This is a genomic window from Caulobacter sp. SRI_008, assembly GCF_057586355.1.
Window position 1 is genome coordinate 20,749 of sequence record NZ_JBYCZS010000026.1, and the last position, 17,221, is coordinate 37,969.

17 protein-coding genes are annotated in these 17,221 nt (G+C 62.4%); 7 read left to right on the forward strand and 10 right to left on the reverse strand.

What is annotated here, in order from left to right; genetic code table 11:
* Window positions 1-21: 21 nt before the first annotated feature.
* From AC2YHT_RS20580 to AC2YHT_RS20590, 3 genes are all read right to left on the reverse strand, one after another.
* A complete protein-coding gene (locus tag AC2YHT_RS20580) occupies window positions 22-615 on the reverse strand; it encodes a helix-turn-helix domain-containing protein (protein ID WP_487291752.1) in 594 nt (197 codons plus the stop codon).
* Between the two features lie 200 nt (window positions 616-815).
* The gene (locus AC2YHT_RS20585; protein ID WP_487291753.1) at window positions 816-1,871 is read right to left on the reverse strand and encodes an NAD(P)-dependent alcohol dehydrogenase; all 1,056 of its coding nucleotides are present in this window, start codon (window positions 1,869-1,871) and stop codon (window positions 816-818) included.
* A 127-nt stretch (window positions 1,872-1,998) separates the two neighbouring features.
* On the reverse strand, window positions 1,999-3,621 hold the full coding sequence (locus AC2YHT_RS20590) for a sensor histidine kinase (RefSeq protein ID WP_487291754.1): 1,623 nt from the start codon (window positions 3,619-3,621) through the stop codon (window positions 1,999-2,001).
* A 65-nt stretch (window positions 3,622-3,686) separates the two neighbouring features.
* Here AC2YHT_RS20590 and AC2YHT_RS20595 point away from each other — a divergent pair, with 65 nt between their 5' ends.
* Both AC2YHT_RS20595 and AC2YHT_RS20600 read left to right on the forward strand, forming a co-directional pair.
* Window positions 3,687-4,304, forward strand: a complete 618-nt coding sequence (locus AC2YHT_RS20595; protein ID WP_487291755.1) for a response regulator transcription factor — start codon at window positions 3,687-3,689, stop codon at window positions 4,302-4,304.
* Between the two features lie 111 nt (window positions 4,305-4,415).
* Window positions 4,416-4,787: a response regulator transcription factor gene (locus AC2YHT_RS20600; RefSeq protein WP_487291756.1), complete on the forward strand. Its 372-nt coding sequence runs from the start codon at window positions 4,416-4,418 to the stop codon at window positions 4,785-4,787.
* A 160-nt stretch (window positions 4,788-4,947) separates the two neighbouring features.
* On the opposite strand, the gene AC2YHT_RS20605 is transcribed toward AC2YHT_RS20600, so the two are convergent.
* From AC2YHT_RS20605 to AC2YHT_RS20630, 6 genes are all read right to left on the reverse strand, one after another.
* Complete coding sequence (locus AC2YHT_RS20605; protein WP_487291757.1) at window positions 4,948-6,258, reverse strand: DUF5677 domain-containing protein; 1,311 nt, start codon at window positions 6,256-6,258, stop codon at window positions 4,948-4,950.
* Between the two features lie 349 nt (window positions 6,259-6,607).
* Window positions 6,608-6,880, reverse strand: coding sequence for a hypothetical protein (locus tag AC2YHT_RS20610; RefSeq protein WP_487291758.1), 273 nt, complete (start codon window positions 6,878-6,880; stop codon window positions 6,608-6,610).
* A gap of 114 nt (window positions 6,881-6,994) precedes the next feature.
* Window positions 6,995-7,468 carry a very short patch repair endonuclease gene (locus AC2YHT_RS20615; protein WP_487291759.1) on the reverse strand — a complete coding sequence of 158 codons (474 nt, stop codon included), beginning with the start codon at window positions 7,466-7,468 and terminating at the stop codon, window positions 6,995-6,997.
* Between the two features lie 98 nt (window positions 7,469-7,566).
* Window positions 7,567-8,646: a DNA cytosine methyltransferase gene (locus tag AC2YHT_RS20620; protein ID WP_487291812.1), complete on the reverse strand. Its 1,080-nt coding sequence runs from the start codon at window positions 8,644-8,646 to the stop codon at window positions 7,567-7,569.
* A gap of 70 nt (window positions 8,647-8,716) precedes the next feature.
* A complete protein-coding gene (locus AC2YHT_RS20625) occupies window positions 8,717-9,661 on the reverse strand; it encodes an O-methyltransferase (RefSeq protein WP_487291760.1) in 945 nt (314 codons plus the stop codon).
* Entirely contained in the window at window positions 9,661-11,025 is a 1,365-nt protein-coding gene (locus AC2YHT_RS20630; RefSeq protein ID WP_487291761.1) for an ATP-binding protein, read from the reverse strand. The genes AC2YHT_RS20625 and AC2YHT_RS20630 overlap by 1 nt, the downstream gene beginning before the upstream one ends.
* A 464-nt stretch (window positions 11,026-11,489) precedes the next feature.
* Between AC2YHT_RS20630 and AC2YHT_RS20635 the strand changes: the two genes are divergently transcribed.
* Window positions 11,490-12,503: a hypothetical protein gene (locus AC2YHT_RS20635; protein WP_487291762.1), complete on the forward strand. Its 1,014-nt coding sequence runs from the start codon at window positions 11,490-11,492 to the stop codon at window positions 12,501-12,503.
* 228 nt (window positions 12,504-12,731) lie between these two features.
* Here the strand turns inward: AC2YHT_RS20635 and AC2YHT_RS20640 are convergent, their stop codons facing one another.
* Window positions 12,732-12,950 carry a helix-turn-helix domain-containing protein gene (locus tag AC2YHT_RS20640; RefSeq protein WP_487291763.1) on the reverse strand — a complete coding sequence of 73 codons (219 nt, stop codon included), beginning with the start codon at window positions 12,948-12,950 and terminating at the stop codon, window positions 12,732-12,734.
* Window positions 12,951-13,098: 148 nt separating this feature from the next.
* Here AC2YHT_RS20640 and AC2YHT_RS20645 point away from each other — a divergent pair, with 148 nt between their 5' ends.
* From AC2YHT_RS20645 to AC2YHT_RS20660, 4 genes are all read left to right on the forward strand, one after another.
* Window positions 13,099-13,623: a hypothetical protein gene (locus AC2YHT_RS20645; protein ID WP_487291764.1), complete on the forward strand. Its 525-nt coding sequence runs from the start codon at window positions 13,099-13,101 to the stop codon at window positions 13,621-13,623.
* A gap of 168 nt (window positions 13,624-13,791) precedes the next feature.
* A complete protein-coding gene (locus AC2YHT_RS20650; RefSeq protein WP_487291765.1) occupies window positions 13,792-13,950 on the forward strand; it encodes a hypothetical protein in 159 nt (52 codons plus the stop codon).
* 18 nt (window positions 13,951-13,968) lie between these two features.
* On the forward strand, window positions 13,969-15,654 hold the full coding sequence (locus AC2YHT_RS20655; protein WP_487291766.1) for a recombinase family protein: 1,686 nt from the start codon (window positions 13,969-13,971) through the stop codon (window positions 15,652-15,654).
* Window positions 15,655-15,835: 181 nt separating this feature from the next.
* Entirely contained in the window at window positions 15,836-17,134 is a 1,299-nt protein-coding gene (locus AC2YHT_RS20660; protein WP_487291767.1) for an integrase arm-type DNA-binding domain-containing protein, read from the forward strand.
* Window positions 17,135-17,221 lie beyond the last annotated feature (87 nt).

A 17,221-nucleotide genomic window follows, 5' to 3' on the forward strand; every position in this document is an offset into this window, starting at 1 on the left:
GGTCGCTTGGCGGAGAACGATTCAGGCCGCCAGGCGGTGAGCCCGGCGCCAGGCCTGGGGCGCGGCGCCCATGGCGCGGCGGAACAGCCGGCACAGGTGCGACTGGTCGGCGAAGCCGCACAGATAGGCGATCTGGCTCAGCGGCTCGCGGGTGGTCAGCATCATGTGCTGGGCCGCCTCCAGCCGCCGGCGGGTGACATAGGCGTGCGGCGTCTGGCCGAAGGTGACCTTGAAGGCCCGACCGAAATAGCTGGGGCTGAGCGCCACCAGGGCGCCCAGGGCCGCCGTGCTGAGATCGCCCTCCAGGCCCTCGTCGATGTGCTTGCGCAGCTTGCGGGCCTGCCAGGGGGCCAGGCCGCCCTGCACCGCCGGCGCGACCTGCGGCGCGGCGACGCCGACGACGCCAACGCCGACGACAAGGGCCGAGGCCTTGGCGATCAGGGCCCGGGCCGTGGCGGCCTCGGGTTCGGCCGAACGCTCCAGCGACCGTTCCAGGGCGCCGAGCACCTCGCGCAGGTCGGCGAAGCCGCGGGGCTCGCCCGCCAGTTCCCGCGCGGCCATCAGGCCGGTGGAGGGGGCGGCGTCGGAGAAGGATGACGGGGCGAGGAAGGACATGGTTTCGATCCCTGACTGCGGGCGCCCCGACGGGCCCCTTCGTTTTCGAGGATCATTGTTCTGCGAGCGCGACGCACGTCGCCATCGCACCCGCGCTTATCGTCGCAGTCCCTGGGTTTGGCGGGGTCATACCCAGGTATGGGATCGCTACCTTGCGAGGTGGGTCCGCGCGGCTTTCGACGCCGCGCGGACCCCGCCCGTCAGCCCTCGGCCAGCGAGGCGCTGTCGATCACGAAGCGGTACTTCACGTCGCTCTTCTGCATGCGCTCGTAGGCGGTCTCGATCTCCTGGATCTTGATCATCTCGATGTCGGAGACGATGCCGTGCTCGGCGCAGAAATCGAGCATCTCCTGGGTCTCGGCGATGCCGCCGATCAGCGAACCGGCGATCGACCGGCGCTTGAAGATCAGGGCGGCGACGTCCGGGCTCGGGTGAGCGTGTTCCGGCACGCCGACCAGGCACAGGGTCCCGTCGCGCTTCAGCAGGGCGGTGAAGGCGTCGAGGCTGTGGCTGACCGAGACGGTGTTGAGGATGAAGTCGAACGAGTTGGCGTGGGCGGCCATCTCATCGGCGTTGCGCGACACCACGACCTCGTCGGCGCCCAGGTCCAGGGCGTCCTGGCGCTTGGCTTCCGAAGTGGTGAAGGCCACCACGTGCGCGCCCAGGGCGTGAGCCAGCTTGACGCCCATGTGGCCAAGGCCGCCGATGCCGACAACGCCGACCTTCTTGCCCGGGCCGACGTTCCAGTGGCGCAGCGGCGACCAGGTGGTGATGCCGGCGCACAGCAGCGGGGCCACGGCGGCCAGCTGCTCCTCGGGGTGGCTGATCTTCAGCACGAAGCCGTCATTGACGACGATCTGCTGCGAGTAGCCGCCCAGGGTGTGGCCGGGGGCGTCTTCGGTCGGGCCGTTATAGGTGCCGACGAAACCGTTCTCGCAGAACTGCTCCAGGCCGTCGTCGCACGAGTGGCAGTGCTGGCAGCTGTCGACCATGCAGCCGACGCCGACCACGTCGCCTTCCTTGAAGCGGCTGACCGAACCGCCGACGGCCGAGACGCGGCCGACGATCTCGTGGCCGGGCACGCAGGGGAAGAGGGTGCCGGCCCATTCCGAGCGCACGGTGTGCAGGTCGGAGTGGCAGACGCCGCAATAGGCGATCTCGATCTGGACGTCGTGCGCGCCGACGGCGCGGCGGGTGATGTCCATCGCTTCCAACGGCTTGTCGGCGGCGAAGGCGCCATAGGCTTTGATGGCCATGTGCAGGATATTCCGATTGGCTTTTGGGGGGAGGAAGACCCGCGAGGGATCTTGCGGGGCCAATCTAGCGCTCGCGCGATCGTAAAATTAGCCGCTCAGCTTTTCACGGCTCGATGAGCAAAATTCATCAATCGACCTCTTGCGGCGCGGCCGCCAGGGGCAATCGAAGATCGAACCGCGCCCCTTCCCCCGGCTGCGACGTCACGGCGATCGTTCCGCCGTGGGCCTCGGCGATGGTCTTGCAGATCGACAGCCCCATGCCCATCCCGCCGGACTTGGTGGTGTAGAAGGCGTTGAACAGCTGCGGCAGGCGCTCGGGCGCCACGCCCGGCCCGCTGTCGGCCACCGACAGCACCACCGCCTCGTCTTCCCCTTGCCCCTCCACAGCCCCACGCACGGTCAGCACCCGCTCCGCCTCATCCTCCAAGCCCTCCGCCATCGCCTGCACGGCGTTGACCATCAGGTTGACCAGCACCTGCTGCAGCTGAACCCGGTCGCCGTCCACCTCCGGCAGGTCGGCAGGCACCTGCACCCGCAGGGCCACCCCGTGGGCCGTCAGCTCGCGCCGCACCAGCAGCACGGCGTCCTCGACCAGCGCGCCGAGCGCCAGCCGCGTCGTCTCCGGCTCGCCCTTGACGGCCATGGTGCGGATGCGGCCGATCACGCCCGAGGCGCGGTTGGCCTCGCCGATCATCCGGTCGAAGGCCCTGCGCACCTCCTCCAGGTCCGGCGTCTCGCGCTGCAGCCAGCGCAGCCCCGCCTCGCCGTTGGTGACGATGGCCGACAGCGGCTGGTTGACCTCGTGGGCGATCGAGGCGGTCAGCTCGCCCAGGGTCGAGATCCGCGCCGCATGGGCCAGCTCGGCCTGCACCCTTTGCAGATCCTCCTGGGCGCGCAGGCGGTCGGTGATGTCGATGACCCCGACCAGGGTCGCCCCCTGCGGCAGGTATTCGCGCGGATAGCAGCAGGTGAACAGGCCGTCGAACTCGCGGCCGTCATAGGTGCGAAAGCGCGCCTCGCTTTCGTAGTGCGGCTTCTTCTCCAGGGCGGCGATCACGCTGGCGGCGAAGACGTGCTCGCTGCACGGCGGCCAGAAGCGGTCGACCGGACCCAGCAGCTGCTCGCGCGTGGCCTCGAACAGCTGCAGCGACTTCTCGTTGACGTCGACGACCTGGCTGGCCTCCATCATCTGCCGCACGAAGCCCGGGTTCTCGGCGATGTGGGCCCGCAGGCTGGTCACGCCCCTGGCGCGCAGGGCGCCGAACATTCCGGCCAGGGCCGAGAAGTCGAGCTCCCAGAACGACACGCTCATGGCGTGGAACACGTTGCGGAAGCGGTATTCGCTGCGCCGCAGGGCCTCCTCGGCCTTGCGGGCCTCGGTGACGTCGCGGCCGGTCTCCAGGATTTCGGCTGGCGCGCCCGAGGCGTCGCGGCGCAGCGACCAGCGCAGGTCGATCACCCCCTGGCGACCGTCGGCCAGCCGCCGGGTGACCTCGCCCCGCCAGGCGCCCTGCGCCAGCAGGCGGGCGTTGATCTCCTCCAGCGGGGCCGGGAACACCGTCTCCAGCAACCGCGGCGCATGGGCGTGGCGGGCCGCCTCGCGGCTGTGGCCGTACAGCGCCTCGCACCCCTGGTTCCAGAACAGGATCCGCCCCTCCAGGTCGCGCACCAGGATCGGCTCGCGGGCCGTGTCCAGCAGGCCGAGCAGGGATTCGGTCGAAACGTTCAAGACGTCGGGGTGGTCGCGCATCGAGATCACCGAAGGTTGCGCCCCTTTATTGACGGCGCGCAGTGGTTGGTCCAGCTATCGCCCTCATGTCGGTTCCGACGGTGCACATTGTCGACGACGACGGGGCCATACGCGAAGCCCTGGACAGCCTGTTCCGCTCGGTCGGGCTGGAGACGCGCCTGTTCGGCAACGCCCAGGACTTCTTTCGCTCCGGACATGCGCACGACGCGGGCTGCCTCGTCTTGGACGTACGGCTCCCCGGCGTCAGCGGCCTCGACTTCCAGGCCCAGCTCAACGCCGCCGACATCCGCATGCCGGTGGTGCTGATGACCGGCCACGGCGACATCCCGATGACCGTGCGCGGCATGAAGGCCGGCGCCGTCGACTTTCTGGCCAAGCCCTTCCGCGACCAGGACATGCTCGACGCGGTGACCGCCGCCATCGGCCGCGACCAGGCCCAGCGGGCCGAACGCTCGGGGCTCGACGAGGCCCGCCGCCGCTACGACACCCTCACCGCCCGCGAGCGCCAGGTCATGGCCCTGGTCGCCGCCGGCCTGATGAACAAGCAGATCGCCTTCGAGATCGGGCTCTCCGAGATCACGGTGAAGATCCACCGCGGCTCGGCCATGCGGAAGATGGAGGCGCGCTCGATGCTGGAGTTCGTGCGCATGGCCGAGCTGCTCGGCGTCGCCCCTGCGACATGACGCCATACACCCGAGTATGATTCCGCCGCCGTCCGGTCTGGGGCAGATAGGTCCCACCCGCCACTCGCCGCCAGTCCGCGCGCCTCCGGCGGGACCGGAAGGGACGAGTAGGTGTCGCAAGCCCCGTTGATTGCCGTGGTCGACGACGACGAAGCCGTCCGGGCTTCCCTGGAAGCCCTGATCCGCTCGCTGGGCCACCGCGTCGCCACCTTCGCCTCGGCCGCCGCCTTCCTGGCCTCCGAGGCCGCGTCCGGCGCCGACTGCCTGATCAGCGACGTCCAGATGCCCGGCCTCTCCGGCTTCGACCTGCAACTGGCCCTGGGTGAACGCGGCCTGGCCACCCCCGTGATCCTGATCACCGCCTTCGACGACGCCCGCGCCCGCGCCCGGGGCCTCGCCCTCGGCGCCGCCTGCTTCCTGAAGAAACCCTTCAGCGGCGACAGCCTGGTGAAGTGCCTGGAAGCGGCGCTGGCCAGCCGCTGACGCGAACGACGCAACGACCGCGAGGCCGTCGGTTTCGTGATTTTGGAAAATGGCGCGCCCGGAACGATTCGAACGCCCGCCCCTCAGATTCGCAGTCGGCCAATTATAGTACTATATCAAAAACTTAGCCGGAAAGACCTGTAACAAGAGAGCACCGGCTCTACATCGAGCCGTCACGGCCCTCCGCAGCCCCTTGTCGGATTGCTTCGACGAGCGCCGCAAGGTGAGGATCAGCAGCAATCACGCTCTCGATCACTATGGCGTAGATTTCAGGCATCTCCTGACCATCCAAATTCGCCATCTCCTTAACCATTTCAAGAGCGAATAGTGATCGCTCCGCCGCAAATGACAAATCCCCCTTCAGGCGCTTTGTGCATGGACTATTATTTTTCATACACGAGATGAATAATAGGCAAATTAAATGAGATGTAGCCAAAACATCCATAGATGGATCGTGCTCAAAATAATCGAAACCTCGATCAGAAATAAATCTATCTATATTGGTTATTTCGGAATGAACATGCGAAGAAAGCGATCGATAAAGGTGATCATACACCTCCAGATCTACATTTCCCACATTGGCCGCCATCGAACGACGCGAGGGGACGTTAATTTTCTCCCCTGTAGCGACTTCTAAAATCTTGGACTGAAGTGGAGAGCCGCCCCTACTCCGCGCCAGCTCGTGCGTGCCCACCAACAGCCCCAACTGGGCGAAGAATATTTCGGATGCGCCGGGCACAGCATAAACATACCTAACCGCTAGGTAATTTTCATAAAGAACCCTTGCGAGATGATAAGCCTCATATGCAACGCCTTGCTCAAGTAATATATGTATTGACCGCAGCGTTCTGACGAAATTCGTGGTCGAAAAAGCTACAACCGACTCCACGTCAGCTTCAGAACCCTTCCTATTTCGATAATTATTGAAATGCTTATCTATAAAAAATCCCAAAATTACCTGATTTTTCTTAATTCCATCTTTTAAAAATTCGAGCAGCCCATTTCCATCTTCAAATACGTCAAAATCCTCCCCGGAATCGATAGCTTCATAATATTCGTCAATCGCAGCATCCCACTCTTGCAATTCATCAGGCGCGAGCATTCTGCGCCCCTCTTTCGTCACCATTCGCCCAGTCCGCTTATAGGCATAGACCAGGGACGGCGGTGTCCCTGCCGCTTTCATCGCCCGCAGCACCTCCCGGCGCATATCCGCCTCAGAGACATAAAATTGCTGAATAAATAAGGGATCTCCCCTTCCAGGGCTTCTTCCAAATGTTTCCTTAAATTCAACTCTCATTTTAGAGAAAACGTCAACCACCCTATCAGTCAATGGTATAGACTTCAGTATATTGCCACGATAGTCGCGCTCCCATTTGAAAGCACGCTTTTTGCAACAACGGCCATAAGCCTTGCCGCTCTCGCAAGGACATAGCTCTGCAGCTCCAAGCTCAATGGGTTTGCGTCGCGCCATGATCACTCCAAGCGTTACCCGACCGCATCGCGACGAAGCCAAACGAACCCAGACCGAGCACGATGCTGGAGACATCACAGCAACAATGAGCTTCAAGCAAGTTTAGCTTTATGCTTTTCGCTCGCATGCGGGGCAAACCAAGGCGCGTCAGCCGCCCTCAACGTTGATATACGGGGCTGTTAAAGCTGTTACAGCTACAGAAACGAGCGCTCGCAAGCTACAAACGCCACGAACTTATTGAAATTATTAGAAGAAGAATGGCGCGCAGAATCGAACGGTGAGGAGAGCTACGCCTACGCCGCAGCCCTCTAAATTACGATTTCCGCCAGCGGCCAGCTTTGCACTGCCATCACGCGGGCAAAAGGTTTGCGATCGCTTGTAAGGCAACGCTTAGGCCAGTGACCATCGCCGCCCACGCATTCCATCGAGAGGACACCGCACCGGTGGCTACGACGTCTGCGTCGCCGAGCGTAATTTGTGCCGGTGCCCAGCCGTCGGCGCTGATGTGCGCCTCCGCAAGCTTCTTGGCGTCAACTTTCACGGTGCTGGCTCGCCACCACATGGCTGCGGCCACGAGGGCCAGCACTACTGAAATCCAGGTGCAGATATTTTTGGCGGACATGGGACCTCTGCTTTCGTTGGATCAGCCTAGGTTGGATCCCAAATGCAATTGGTGACGGAAATAGCGCACCGTTTATGAAATGTTGGATCCGTTCGTGGCGCCCTGCCTACGACCTCAACGAGGTTCGGCTATAGGGGAGATTTTCGATGCTGCAATTTGACGAAGTTTAAGAATTAAAGGATCTAAGAAGCGCTCCTTCTTAATATCGCACTCCCAAACCTCGATCACTTCCCATCCCATTTTTTCTAGTTCAATCCTATTATTTGAATCCCTCTCAACGTTAGACTTGAACTTTTTCGTCCAAAACTCAGTCCGCGTCTTCGGAGTTGACGCATAGCGACAATTCTCATGGCGATGCCAAAAGCACCCATGGACGAAAATCACCGTTCTTAGTTTCGATAGAACAATATCGGGGCGCCCTGGGAGCCTCTTGTCGAAAAGCCGATAGCGATAGCCCAGCGCGTGCAGCGCGCGGCGCACCCGAAGTTCAGCCGAAGTATCTTTGCCGCGCACGCTCTGCATTATTCGCCGGGTCAGATCGGTGACCGGCGGCTCAGACGAATTGTGTGTTAAAGTCTTATCCGCCAATGGACCTTCTCCGCTCGTCGCCGAGAGAACCCTTGAACAAAGATTTGGTGTCGACTCGGAGCGCACCTCACGACCAGGCTCCGAGGCATTCGTTCGATTTATTCAGCGGCTATATCTAGCCCGATACACAGGGCCAGCTTGTTGCGGATGGCGGTAAAAATCGCTTCCGACATGATCGGCGACACGCTGTTACCTATCATCCGAAACGAATGCCAGACCGTTGGATGGAAGCGGTGAGCGTCAGGAAAACCTTGGAGGCGCGCAGCTTCGCGGACTGTGATCACCCTTGGCTCGACCGGATGGAGGGGACGGACGGCTTGATAGGAGCCCTTATCGGAACCTGTACCGGCACGCAGCGTCGGGCATTGCCCATCCCAGGAGAGGCGGGGGTGCCGGCCGATAGCGTCGACCCCTCCCTGGGGTACGGACTTGAAGCGCTCAATGACCTTGTCGGTGTGGACGGTAGCTTGCTGCCCGGTGAAAAGCTTGTCACCGGACCGCAGCGGCTTGGCATAGGCATGCGGTCGGCCCTGTTTTTCGATCCGCCACACATCGAAGCCATCGGCCATTTCGACGAACGTCGCATCCTGTAGATCGGCGATCGCCGCCCGAACGGTCGCCGCCGGCTTCATCATCGCCTCGACGTCGGCGATGGTGAGGGCGTCGCCCGCGTCCTTGTGGATGCCGATAACGAACAGTCGCCGACGTTTAGTCGCGGCGCCGAAGTCGGCGGCGTTCCAAATCTTGGGACCAAGAATGTTGTAACGGTCGGACACCAGCGCCATGGCCTCGTCCAGAACGTCGCGGGCGTCTGAGTATTCCAGCCCCCGCACATTCTCCATCACGAAGAACGAAGGCTCGGCTTCACTGACGATGCGGAAGAAGTGGCCTAGGAGTTGGCGTCGCGGATCATCCTTCTGGCGACGGCCTATGTCGCTGAAGCCCTGGCAAGGCGGGCCGCCGAAGATGCCGTCGACCCGGCCGCCGGCCGCAGCGAGCACCCCAGCCCCAGAGATCGACGAAACATCAGCCAGCACGAGCTTCGTATTCGGGAAGTTGGCGGCGAACGAGGAGGTCAGAGTCGCGTCAATGTCATAGGCGGACGCGACCGAGAACCCGGCACGATGAGCGCCCAGGGAAAACCCGCCGCAACCAGAAAAAAGGTCAACCAGAATCATCTTGCCCACGGCCTAGCGCCATCCGAGCGTATCACATAGACGGAAGGTCGATTTCGCCGCCGGCCCAACATCACGAGACGATCTGGGCGAACGCCGGATACTGCCGGTAATAGGTTTCGAACGCTGCGATCTGATCGTCTTCCAAGTCGAAGCCCAAGGCTTGAACCGCCGCCCTCGTGAGCTGGTCGTTTCTAGGAAGCTGAGCCTGCAACACAGCTGCCTCGCGCAACGTCAGATGAGGTGCCTTGATCGGAACGGCAGGCCGGCATGGCCAGGTCGGATCGGCCACCAGATCGGCCGCGATCCGCGCGGCGCCCCGAGCCGGCAAAATGCCGCCCACCGTCACCATCGGCGCGCCGTCGCGATAGAGGATGCGAAACGCGGGAACGAACCCGCCGGGCCTGGCGACTTCGGCCGCGACCGACTGCATGTACCCCAAGGAGAGGTCGGCAAGCGTGTCCTGCATCCTTTCGTCCTTGCAGGACGCCTTTGGCAGGTCGTCAGGCACCAGGGCACCGAGTAGGTCTCGAAGTCGATCAGGCCGCTCCGGTGCCTTTCCGTACCCCATTTCATGGCCGTTGAATGTCGCAAGGAGAATCGAGTTGATCGGCGCGTTCTCGATGACCGCTCGAATGTCGTCCCGGACGGATTCGTCCAGCTCATAATCGTAGTCGAGCCAAATCATCCAGGGCCTGTTCCTGATCCCCTCGTCAGCGAACAGCTTGGGAAGCACTTCACCCGACATGCCGTGTTCGACCCGCACTGTGGCGTAAGGCGAATTGAACACGGCCCGCTTATACCCGACTTCATTACCCTCGATCGAAATCATGTCATCCACGCCCAGCACGCGGTGAGCGATGACGAAATCGGTGAACCAGATCGATCCGAAGCCAATATACATCAGCCTATCAAGATCGAGTTGCGCTTGAAGCAGCTTCACACCGTCGAAGACGACTTGACGCTGAATGCTCTTGCTCGGTCGCAGGCTATAATTGATCGCGTCAAAAGACGACATCACTCGTCCCCGACAAGATCGTCATAGGTGTACTCGAACGTCTTTACGCCAACCTCACGATAGTTGAGATTGATGCTGCCCAACTCCTTTGCCAGCTTCTTCAAGCGAGCGACAGGGACCGAGTAGTTGATGTTCGCCATCCGCTCAGTTGGCGGTTTAGGCGCAAACTTCGGCAATTGAACCGTGGCCTGCTGCTTTACGGCATATATCGACACCGGCGCGGCGGCGACTTCGATCTTTTTCGCCTCTTCAAGCGATTGCTTTCTCTGGTTGGTGTAGTCGATCCAGAGGCGCGTCACGTCGCGCATTTTCGGACGGGCGCGACGGAACACCTCGGACGACTTGTCCACGCTCCGCTTCGTCGTCGTAAGCGGCAAAGCCGCAGCCTTGGCCGCGGTGAACAGGATGATGCCGATGAAACCGGAGTATTGTCGGTGCCATTGCGGCCAGTCTTCCGTGCCCCATCCCGACAAGGTCGTCTTGTCAGCCGCCAGCACGATCCGGCCGTTGCAGATGACGTACCACCCGAACCGGCGCTCGCCTTCGTCTTCGGCGTCGGGTTCGGAGCTTTCCGGGGGCGGCGCGGCCATGCCGCCGAATATCTCGATCGAGACGGGGTCGCCGTCGGTCTCGTCGTCGTACTGGACCCGCATCGGCGAGAAGTCCGCCCCCTCCAGCAATTCGATCTTCCAACCCACGATGGGCGTGTCGTTCAGGGAGATCTTCAGGCCCCGGTTCAGATGCAGGGAGTAGTCCCGCGCGATCGTCCGTCGCAGTTCTTGCAAGAAAGCAGGACTGGAGAAGGCGCTAGAGGCTCCCGACGTTAGCCCATTGACGACGATGTTCACGCCGTTCTGGTCGAGGTGGTCGCTATCGACAATGTCGAAGTCCCACGGCGGAACATCGTTGTTAAGCCAGGTATCGACGTTGATGGGCACCGAAAACGACTCGCGGGTTCCAGCGTTGTCGTAGGTGCTTGAGATCTTGATGTCTGTGCCGATCTTGAAGACCGCACGCTTCATGCCGATGCCATAGACACCGATGCTGTAGTCGTCGTGCTGGTCGATGGAGCGGCGCCCAAAACTGAACGCATGATCGACCGCGTCGTCTAGAGTCATGCCTCCACAGTTGTCCGAGATCGAGAACAACTGGTCGTTGGCTACGATGTCGATGCTGTAGTTGGACAGGTCAGCGTCTTGGGCCAGGCCCATCGGACGGCTGCCCTCGCTTCGCCAAGCTCCGTCAACGCTGTTGTCGATCAGATCGAGGATGCAGTCTTCCAGGGAAATGTCCCTGGTGATCATCCGGACGAAGAATGCCTTCGTCGGATTGGCTACCGCCTTGGTCTTCCCTGCCACCGTCATAAACCACGCCCCCTGCCTTACGGCACAGATGGACAATATCGGCCGGCATGACGAAAGCAACTCTAACGGGTCCGGCGTTGCCTGCATCGCGCTAGGCTAGATGCTAGCGGACCATCCTGCCGACTTCCGGCGTACAATGGCGAACCCTGTCGCCCTTGGATAGACCTGGTAAAATCAGAGGATGGAGGCTGGGATGGCTCAGAAGAAGAGACTCAGTACCCCGATTACGACGGCGAGATTAAAGGGCCGGGACCTTTTAGGTCCATGGCCTTGATGGTGTGGAGGAATTTCCGGGACCTATAAATCACGATAGGTCCTGGATTTCAGGGCTTTCCTCGACAGATCAGGGGCTTCTCCGGGACCTACGTCTTTCTGGTTCAAGGCGGTTGCTCCTGCCGGCGCTTGCAAGGCCAAGCTGCATCCCTACCTCTCCAATTGCCTCATCACCTTCGCAAGGAGAGTTCATGTCGACGGACGACGACGCGATCGAACTGCCGGAAACCACAGTGCCGGCCGGCCTCGGCGCGAGCGTCCAGGGCTTCACCAACGAAGAGGGCGCGCGGGAGTTAGGATCGGTCGTCCTAGGCTGGATTCATGGCCTTGGTCGCCTGATCGATCTCTCCACGCTCGACGGCGTAACGATCGCGATTGATTACGATGCGGCCCTGACCGGCCTGGATCGCGGACTTGATGGCCTTCGGCCGCTGTCGCGATCCAACAGCGAGGAGATGCAAGGCGTGGCCATGTCACCGGCTGTGATGCGGGACGGCCAGGTGAAGACCCACCTGATTTTCAACGCCGCCATGATCGCCGCGCTGGCCGTCGAAGACGCTCCGGAAGAGGAAGTCCAGCTAGCCATCGGCATTATCGCTCATGAGTGCGCCCACGTGCAGATCACGGCTCAGAAGGAGGTGGCCATCCCAGATGCTCGATTTGGAGCGCGGATAGAGGGCTATGAACGCGCCATTCTCTTCCAACTGGCCGAGGTCTGCTGGGACGAATACGCAGCTTGCCGCATCTCGGCACCATTCGCCTTGAACCAGAATGAGCACCACGCCGAAACCGTGACCGGCGTGGTCGCCGTTGCTCGTGATCGCTCCAATGCGGCTATTCGCAGCTACCGGCACTACGGCGATCTCAATCGCCTCGTGGGCGAAGCAGGTCCAGCCCTCTGCGAGCCCATGAAGGCTGTCGCCTATCTGCTGGGCGGTATGGATGGGGCCAACGAGACCTGGGCGGATCAGAGCGTCGCGCGTCAGGCCCTTGAGGCTGGGGGATATGGAGGCCTCGTCGATGAACTCCACCAAGCCTTGAGGGCGTTGTGGGACACGCAGGGCCAGTGGGACCCGACGCTCGATACGTTCGGCCCGTTGGTCGCGATCGGTAAGCGCGTGTTCGAGGCAGGGGGAATATATTTCAGCAGCGCCCCGGACGGTTCTGCGCAGATCAAAGTCCCGTTCACGCTCGACACGATCTAGATCGACGGGAGCACCCCAACCCCCGCCGCAGTCCTTAAGCTCGTGCAGAACGCGCCCTGGTGCGCTTGGTGGAACGAGGGCCGGACGGGCCGATGAGCGTCAAGGGTGGGCGCCTACGGCGCCCATCGCGGAGCGACGGCGCAGCCGCCCTTGACCCTCATCGTCCCGCCCGGCAGAGGCTCGGCAAGCGCACCAGGGCGAGCCCTGAGCGCTGGCCGCTCCCTGCTCTCACGAGCGAAGTCGAACGCCTGGGCCGCCGTTGGCGTCGGCGTTGATGAAAATAATACCGCCCTCTTCGAGCACCTGCTGAACCCTATCCAGCGTTCGCGTCTGCATTCCCCCGATTTCGGACTCGAAGCGCTGGACGGTTGAAGGCGAGATTCCTGCGGCAGCGGCAAGCTCCCGAACGCCCAAACCCAGCGCCGTCCGGGCCAGACGAATCTGCATTGGGGTCAGCACTTCATACTCCGTAACAAGAATTTCACACAGGGTGTGGACTTGGTGCGCGTTCTGTGCGAAGTATTGCGTACACTGAACCGAAACTCCACCGATTGGCTTGCCAGTCGGACCGAGCGCCTGCGCCGGGAGCCCCCGCATGTCTGAACGTAAGGCAGATCCGACCACCGTTTCCCGCCGCACCCTGCTAGGCGCGGCGTCGGCCGCGCCCCTGGCCTGCAAGGCTGGTGGAGCCGTGGCGGCGATGCCCGCCGCTGACAGCCTCCTCGCCCAATGCGCTCAATGGCTGACGGTAGATTTCGAGTCCGACCGCCTAGCCCGACGTTGGGGTGCCTTGGAGACCCTAGCGGCCTCTGGATACGACTACTTCCGCATGACCGAACGGCAGCGCGGCCAGCTTCCCATGGCGCCCGAGATGGCCGCCCTGGAGGTCCAGATGGATGACCTCTGGAAGGAGCGTAAGCGGGGCTACCTGGCCATCACGCGGCTCGCCCCCTGCAACATCCACGAAGTCGCCAGCCTCCTCGTCATCGCCGCCCGCATGGACGTGCATGACCCAGGCGAGACCGCGCCTCTGGTGCGCAAGGCCATTGAGTTCCTTGCGTCGGCCAAGTGCCCCGGCTGTGGAGAGCCCTATGTGCCGCCAAGCCTGCCCACGGCCTGACGCGGCGAACGCGGACCCGCCGTTTCCCTGTCTTTCTTCGCCAGGCTACGACCGCACCCAAGTCGGCGTTGATCGAACGCCGCGCAGGGCCATCGTCGCCCCATGGCTCGACGTCGCTTTCGGCAGGCCCCGCCGCCGACAGACCTTCACGATTACCTGCAAGCGCCCTTGGTCGTTCGATCCGAGAGGCCGGCCCCGCCCATCTCGCCCTCCATCACCGTCACCGACGACTGGCCCGAGTTCGTGCCCGTCACCGATCACGAGGCGCGGATCATCACAGCCTTCTTCGCCGACCTGCTGGACGAGCTGTTCGGCCCCATCCCCTAAAACATCTGGAGCTATCCTATGGGCCGCCTGATCGCGCCTGAACCCACCTCGATGGCGTCGAGGGCGGCGCTCTACCTTCGTGTCTCGACCGGCCGCCAGGCCGAAAGCGACCTGTCGATCCCGGACCAGCGCCGGCAGATGCAGGCCTATTGCGCCGGCAAAGGCTGGACGGCGGGCGAGGAGTTTGTCGAGCCGGGCAACACGGCGACCGACGACAAGCGGCCAGCCTTTCAAGCGATGATGGACGCGGCGCTGACCAAACCGGCGCCCTTTGACGTGATTATCGTCCACTCGTTCTCGCGCTTCTTCCGCGACCAGTTCCAGTTCGAATTCTACTTCCGCAAGATGGCCAAGAACGGCGTGCGGCTGGTCTCGATCACCCAGGAGCTGGGCGACGACCCCATGAGCGAGATGATGCGCAAGATCATGGCGCTGTTCGACGAGTACCAGTCGCGGGAGAACGCCAAGCACACCCTGCGGGCCATGAAGGAGAACGCCCGTCAGGGCTTCTGGAACGGTTCACGGCCGCCGCTAGGCTATCGAGTCTACGTCGCCGAGCAGCGCGGCCCCAAGCTCAAGAAGAAGCTGGAGATCGACCCAGTCAACGCTGAGAAGATTCGACTCATCTACCGCCTGGCGCTAGTCGGCGCCGACGGCTACGGACCAATGGGCTTCAAAGCCATCGCCGCCTATCTGAACGACCGCGAGATTCGCACCCGAGACGGCGGCAAGTTCGGGCTCGATGCGATCCACCAAATCCTTCATCGGCCCTCGTACATGGGCGAGCATCATTTCAACCGGACCAGCGCCAAGCTGAAAAAACGCAAGCCCGAGTCCGAACACGCCATCTGCGAAGTGCCGGCCATCGTCACCCGCGAGGAGTTCCAGGCGGTCCAGGACTCCTTGCACCTGCGCCACTGGAAGCAGATGCGCCCCAATCATGTGAACTGCGGCCTGCTGCTGGCCGGCATCTGCTTTTGCGCCAAGTGCGGCGGGGCCATGACCCTGCGTACCGGCTGTAGCTCGACCGGACTGCGCTACCGCTATTACACGTGCTCGACCAAGGCTCGGCAGGGACCAACCGGCTGTGAGGGCATCACCGTCCGCGTGGACAAGCTGGAGGCCGCCGTCGTCGATCATCTGGAGCGCAGGCTCCTGCACCCCGAGCGCCTGGAGGTGCTGCTGGGCAATGTCATCGACAAGCGAACCGATTGGATCGACCGGCGCCGGTCTCACGTCGTCGAGTTGAGGCAGCGGGCGACCCAGGCGGCCAGCAAGCTCAAGCGGCTCTATGAGGCCGTCGAGGACGGCCTAGCCTCGACTGACGACCAGGACCTCAAGGACCGTATGCGGGAACTGGCGATCATCCGCGACGAATCCAGGGCGGACGCCGATCGCGCCGAAGCGGCCATCGAGAAGTTGGGACCGATGCTGACGCCGGAGATTCTCGCGCGGTTCGCCGAGGCGACGAAGGAGCGACTACGCGACGAAGACGGCAAATACCGTCGCGAGCATGTTCGCGCGGTGGCTCAGCGCGTGGAAGTCATCTCGTCAAACGAGATGCGGATCATGGGAAATAGGACTGATTTGCTGAGAACCATGGCCGCCTCGGCAGGCGAACAATCGGCGGTTCTCGGCGTTCGCATCCTTAAACCGAAATGGCGCGCCCGGAACGATTCGAACGTCCGACCCTCAGATTCGTAGAATGTATTAGGGCCTTCGCCGGCGCTCTCTAGAGCCGCATTACTTGCCCGCGGAAGAATTATATGTCATTGTAATTATGACGATTTTCGCGATCTAGCGTACATTAGCGTACATGGACCTCGAGAAACTCACACGGAGCACTTCCCCCGACTAAACCCCGACTAAAATTCTGGGTCTGAACATGGCGTCCGAACAGCTTCTTCTCACAGACAAGGCGATCGCCCGACTCCCCTACGCCGAGACAGGGCAGTATCTCGTCCGCGACACGGAGCTGTCCGGCTTCCTGCTCAAGGTCGGCAAGCGCCGAAAAACCTTCATGGCGGAGGGCGAGCACTGGAAGCACGGCGTTCGCGAGTTTCGTGCTCAGGCCAAGCTGGGCGAGTTCGGCGAGCTCTCTAGCCGCGACGCTCGCAACAAGGCCAAAGACGTTCTCGGCCAGATCGCGCGGGGCGAAAAACCTGGCGGGGAAGCGAAGTCCAAAAGCGGACCGATCACCTTACGGACGGCATGGCAGAACTATCTTGATCGCCATTTGCTCCGTAAGGGACGCGATCCCGGAACGATCGCCAACTACCGCGACCATATCGAGCGACTGATGGCGGATTGGCTTGATCGACCGCTCGCTCGCCTGGGCGAAACGCCGTCGATGGTCGTCGAGCGCCACGAGCGGATCAGCGAGCTGAACGGACCCTACATCGCCAACGGCGCCATGCGCAGCTTGCGAGCGATCTATAATCACGCCCTGAAGACCAATCCCGCGTTGCCCGGCGTGAACCCGGTCAAAGCGATCGACTGGAACGTCGAGGTCCGTCGCGACACCGGCATGGGAGACCAGGATCTTGTGGGCTGGCTGCGCCAGGCGCACGCCCTGGAAAGCCCCATACGCCGCGAGTATCACCTGCTCGTCCTGCTTTCCGGCTCGCGACCAACCGCGCTCAAAAAGGTCCGGATTGAGCACGTCGATCTCCGCAAGAGGATCCTGCACGTGCCGCGCCCGAAGGGCGGCGCGAAGAAGGCCTTCGACATCCCCCTGTCGCGAGCGATGATGCGGTGCGTGATCCGGGCGATGCGTTGGGGCCGAATGCTGCATCCCGAGCAGGCCGAGTTCTGGCTCTTCCCGGCGGACAGCGCGAGCGGCCACATCGTCGAGCACAAGGAAAAGCGGATCGTTTTGTCCAAGTGGGGCAATGACCTGCGCCAGACCTTCCGGACGGTCGCGCAGATCGCCGAGGTTTCCGAGCTAGACGCTCATCTGCTGATGAACCACTCCCTGCCCGGCGTGAACACGGGCTACATCACCCGAGACCGGCTGCTCTCGGGCCACCTGCGCAAACAGCAGGAGCGGATTTCCCAGGTGGTGTGTCAGAGCGCCGCCAAGTCTGGACCGGATATTCAGCTCTGGATCGCCGGCTTCGCCAAGCATTCTGCGGCAGCGGATGGCGTCGGCCCTGGCGCTGCCGAGATGCGGATAGCGGCATAGGCCGGCAAATGGTGGGGAGCTGCCATATCGAACCGCTGACCCCGTAATTGATGCGGCGCGGTCAGCGCTCGATTCCCAGGTTCACGC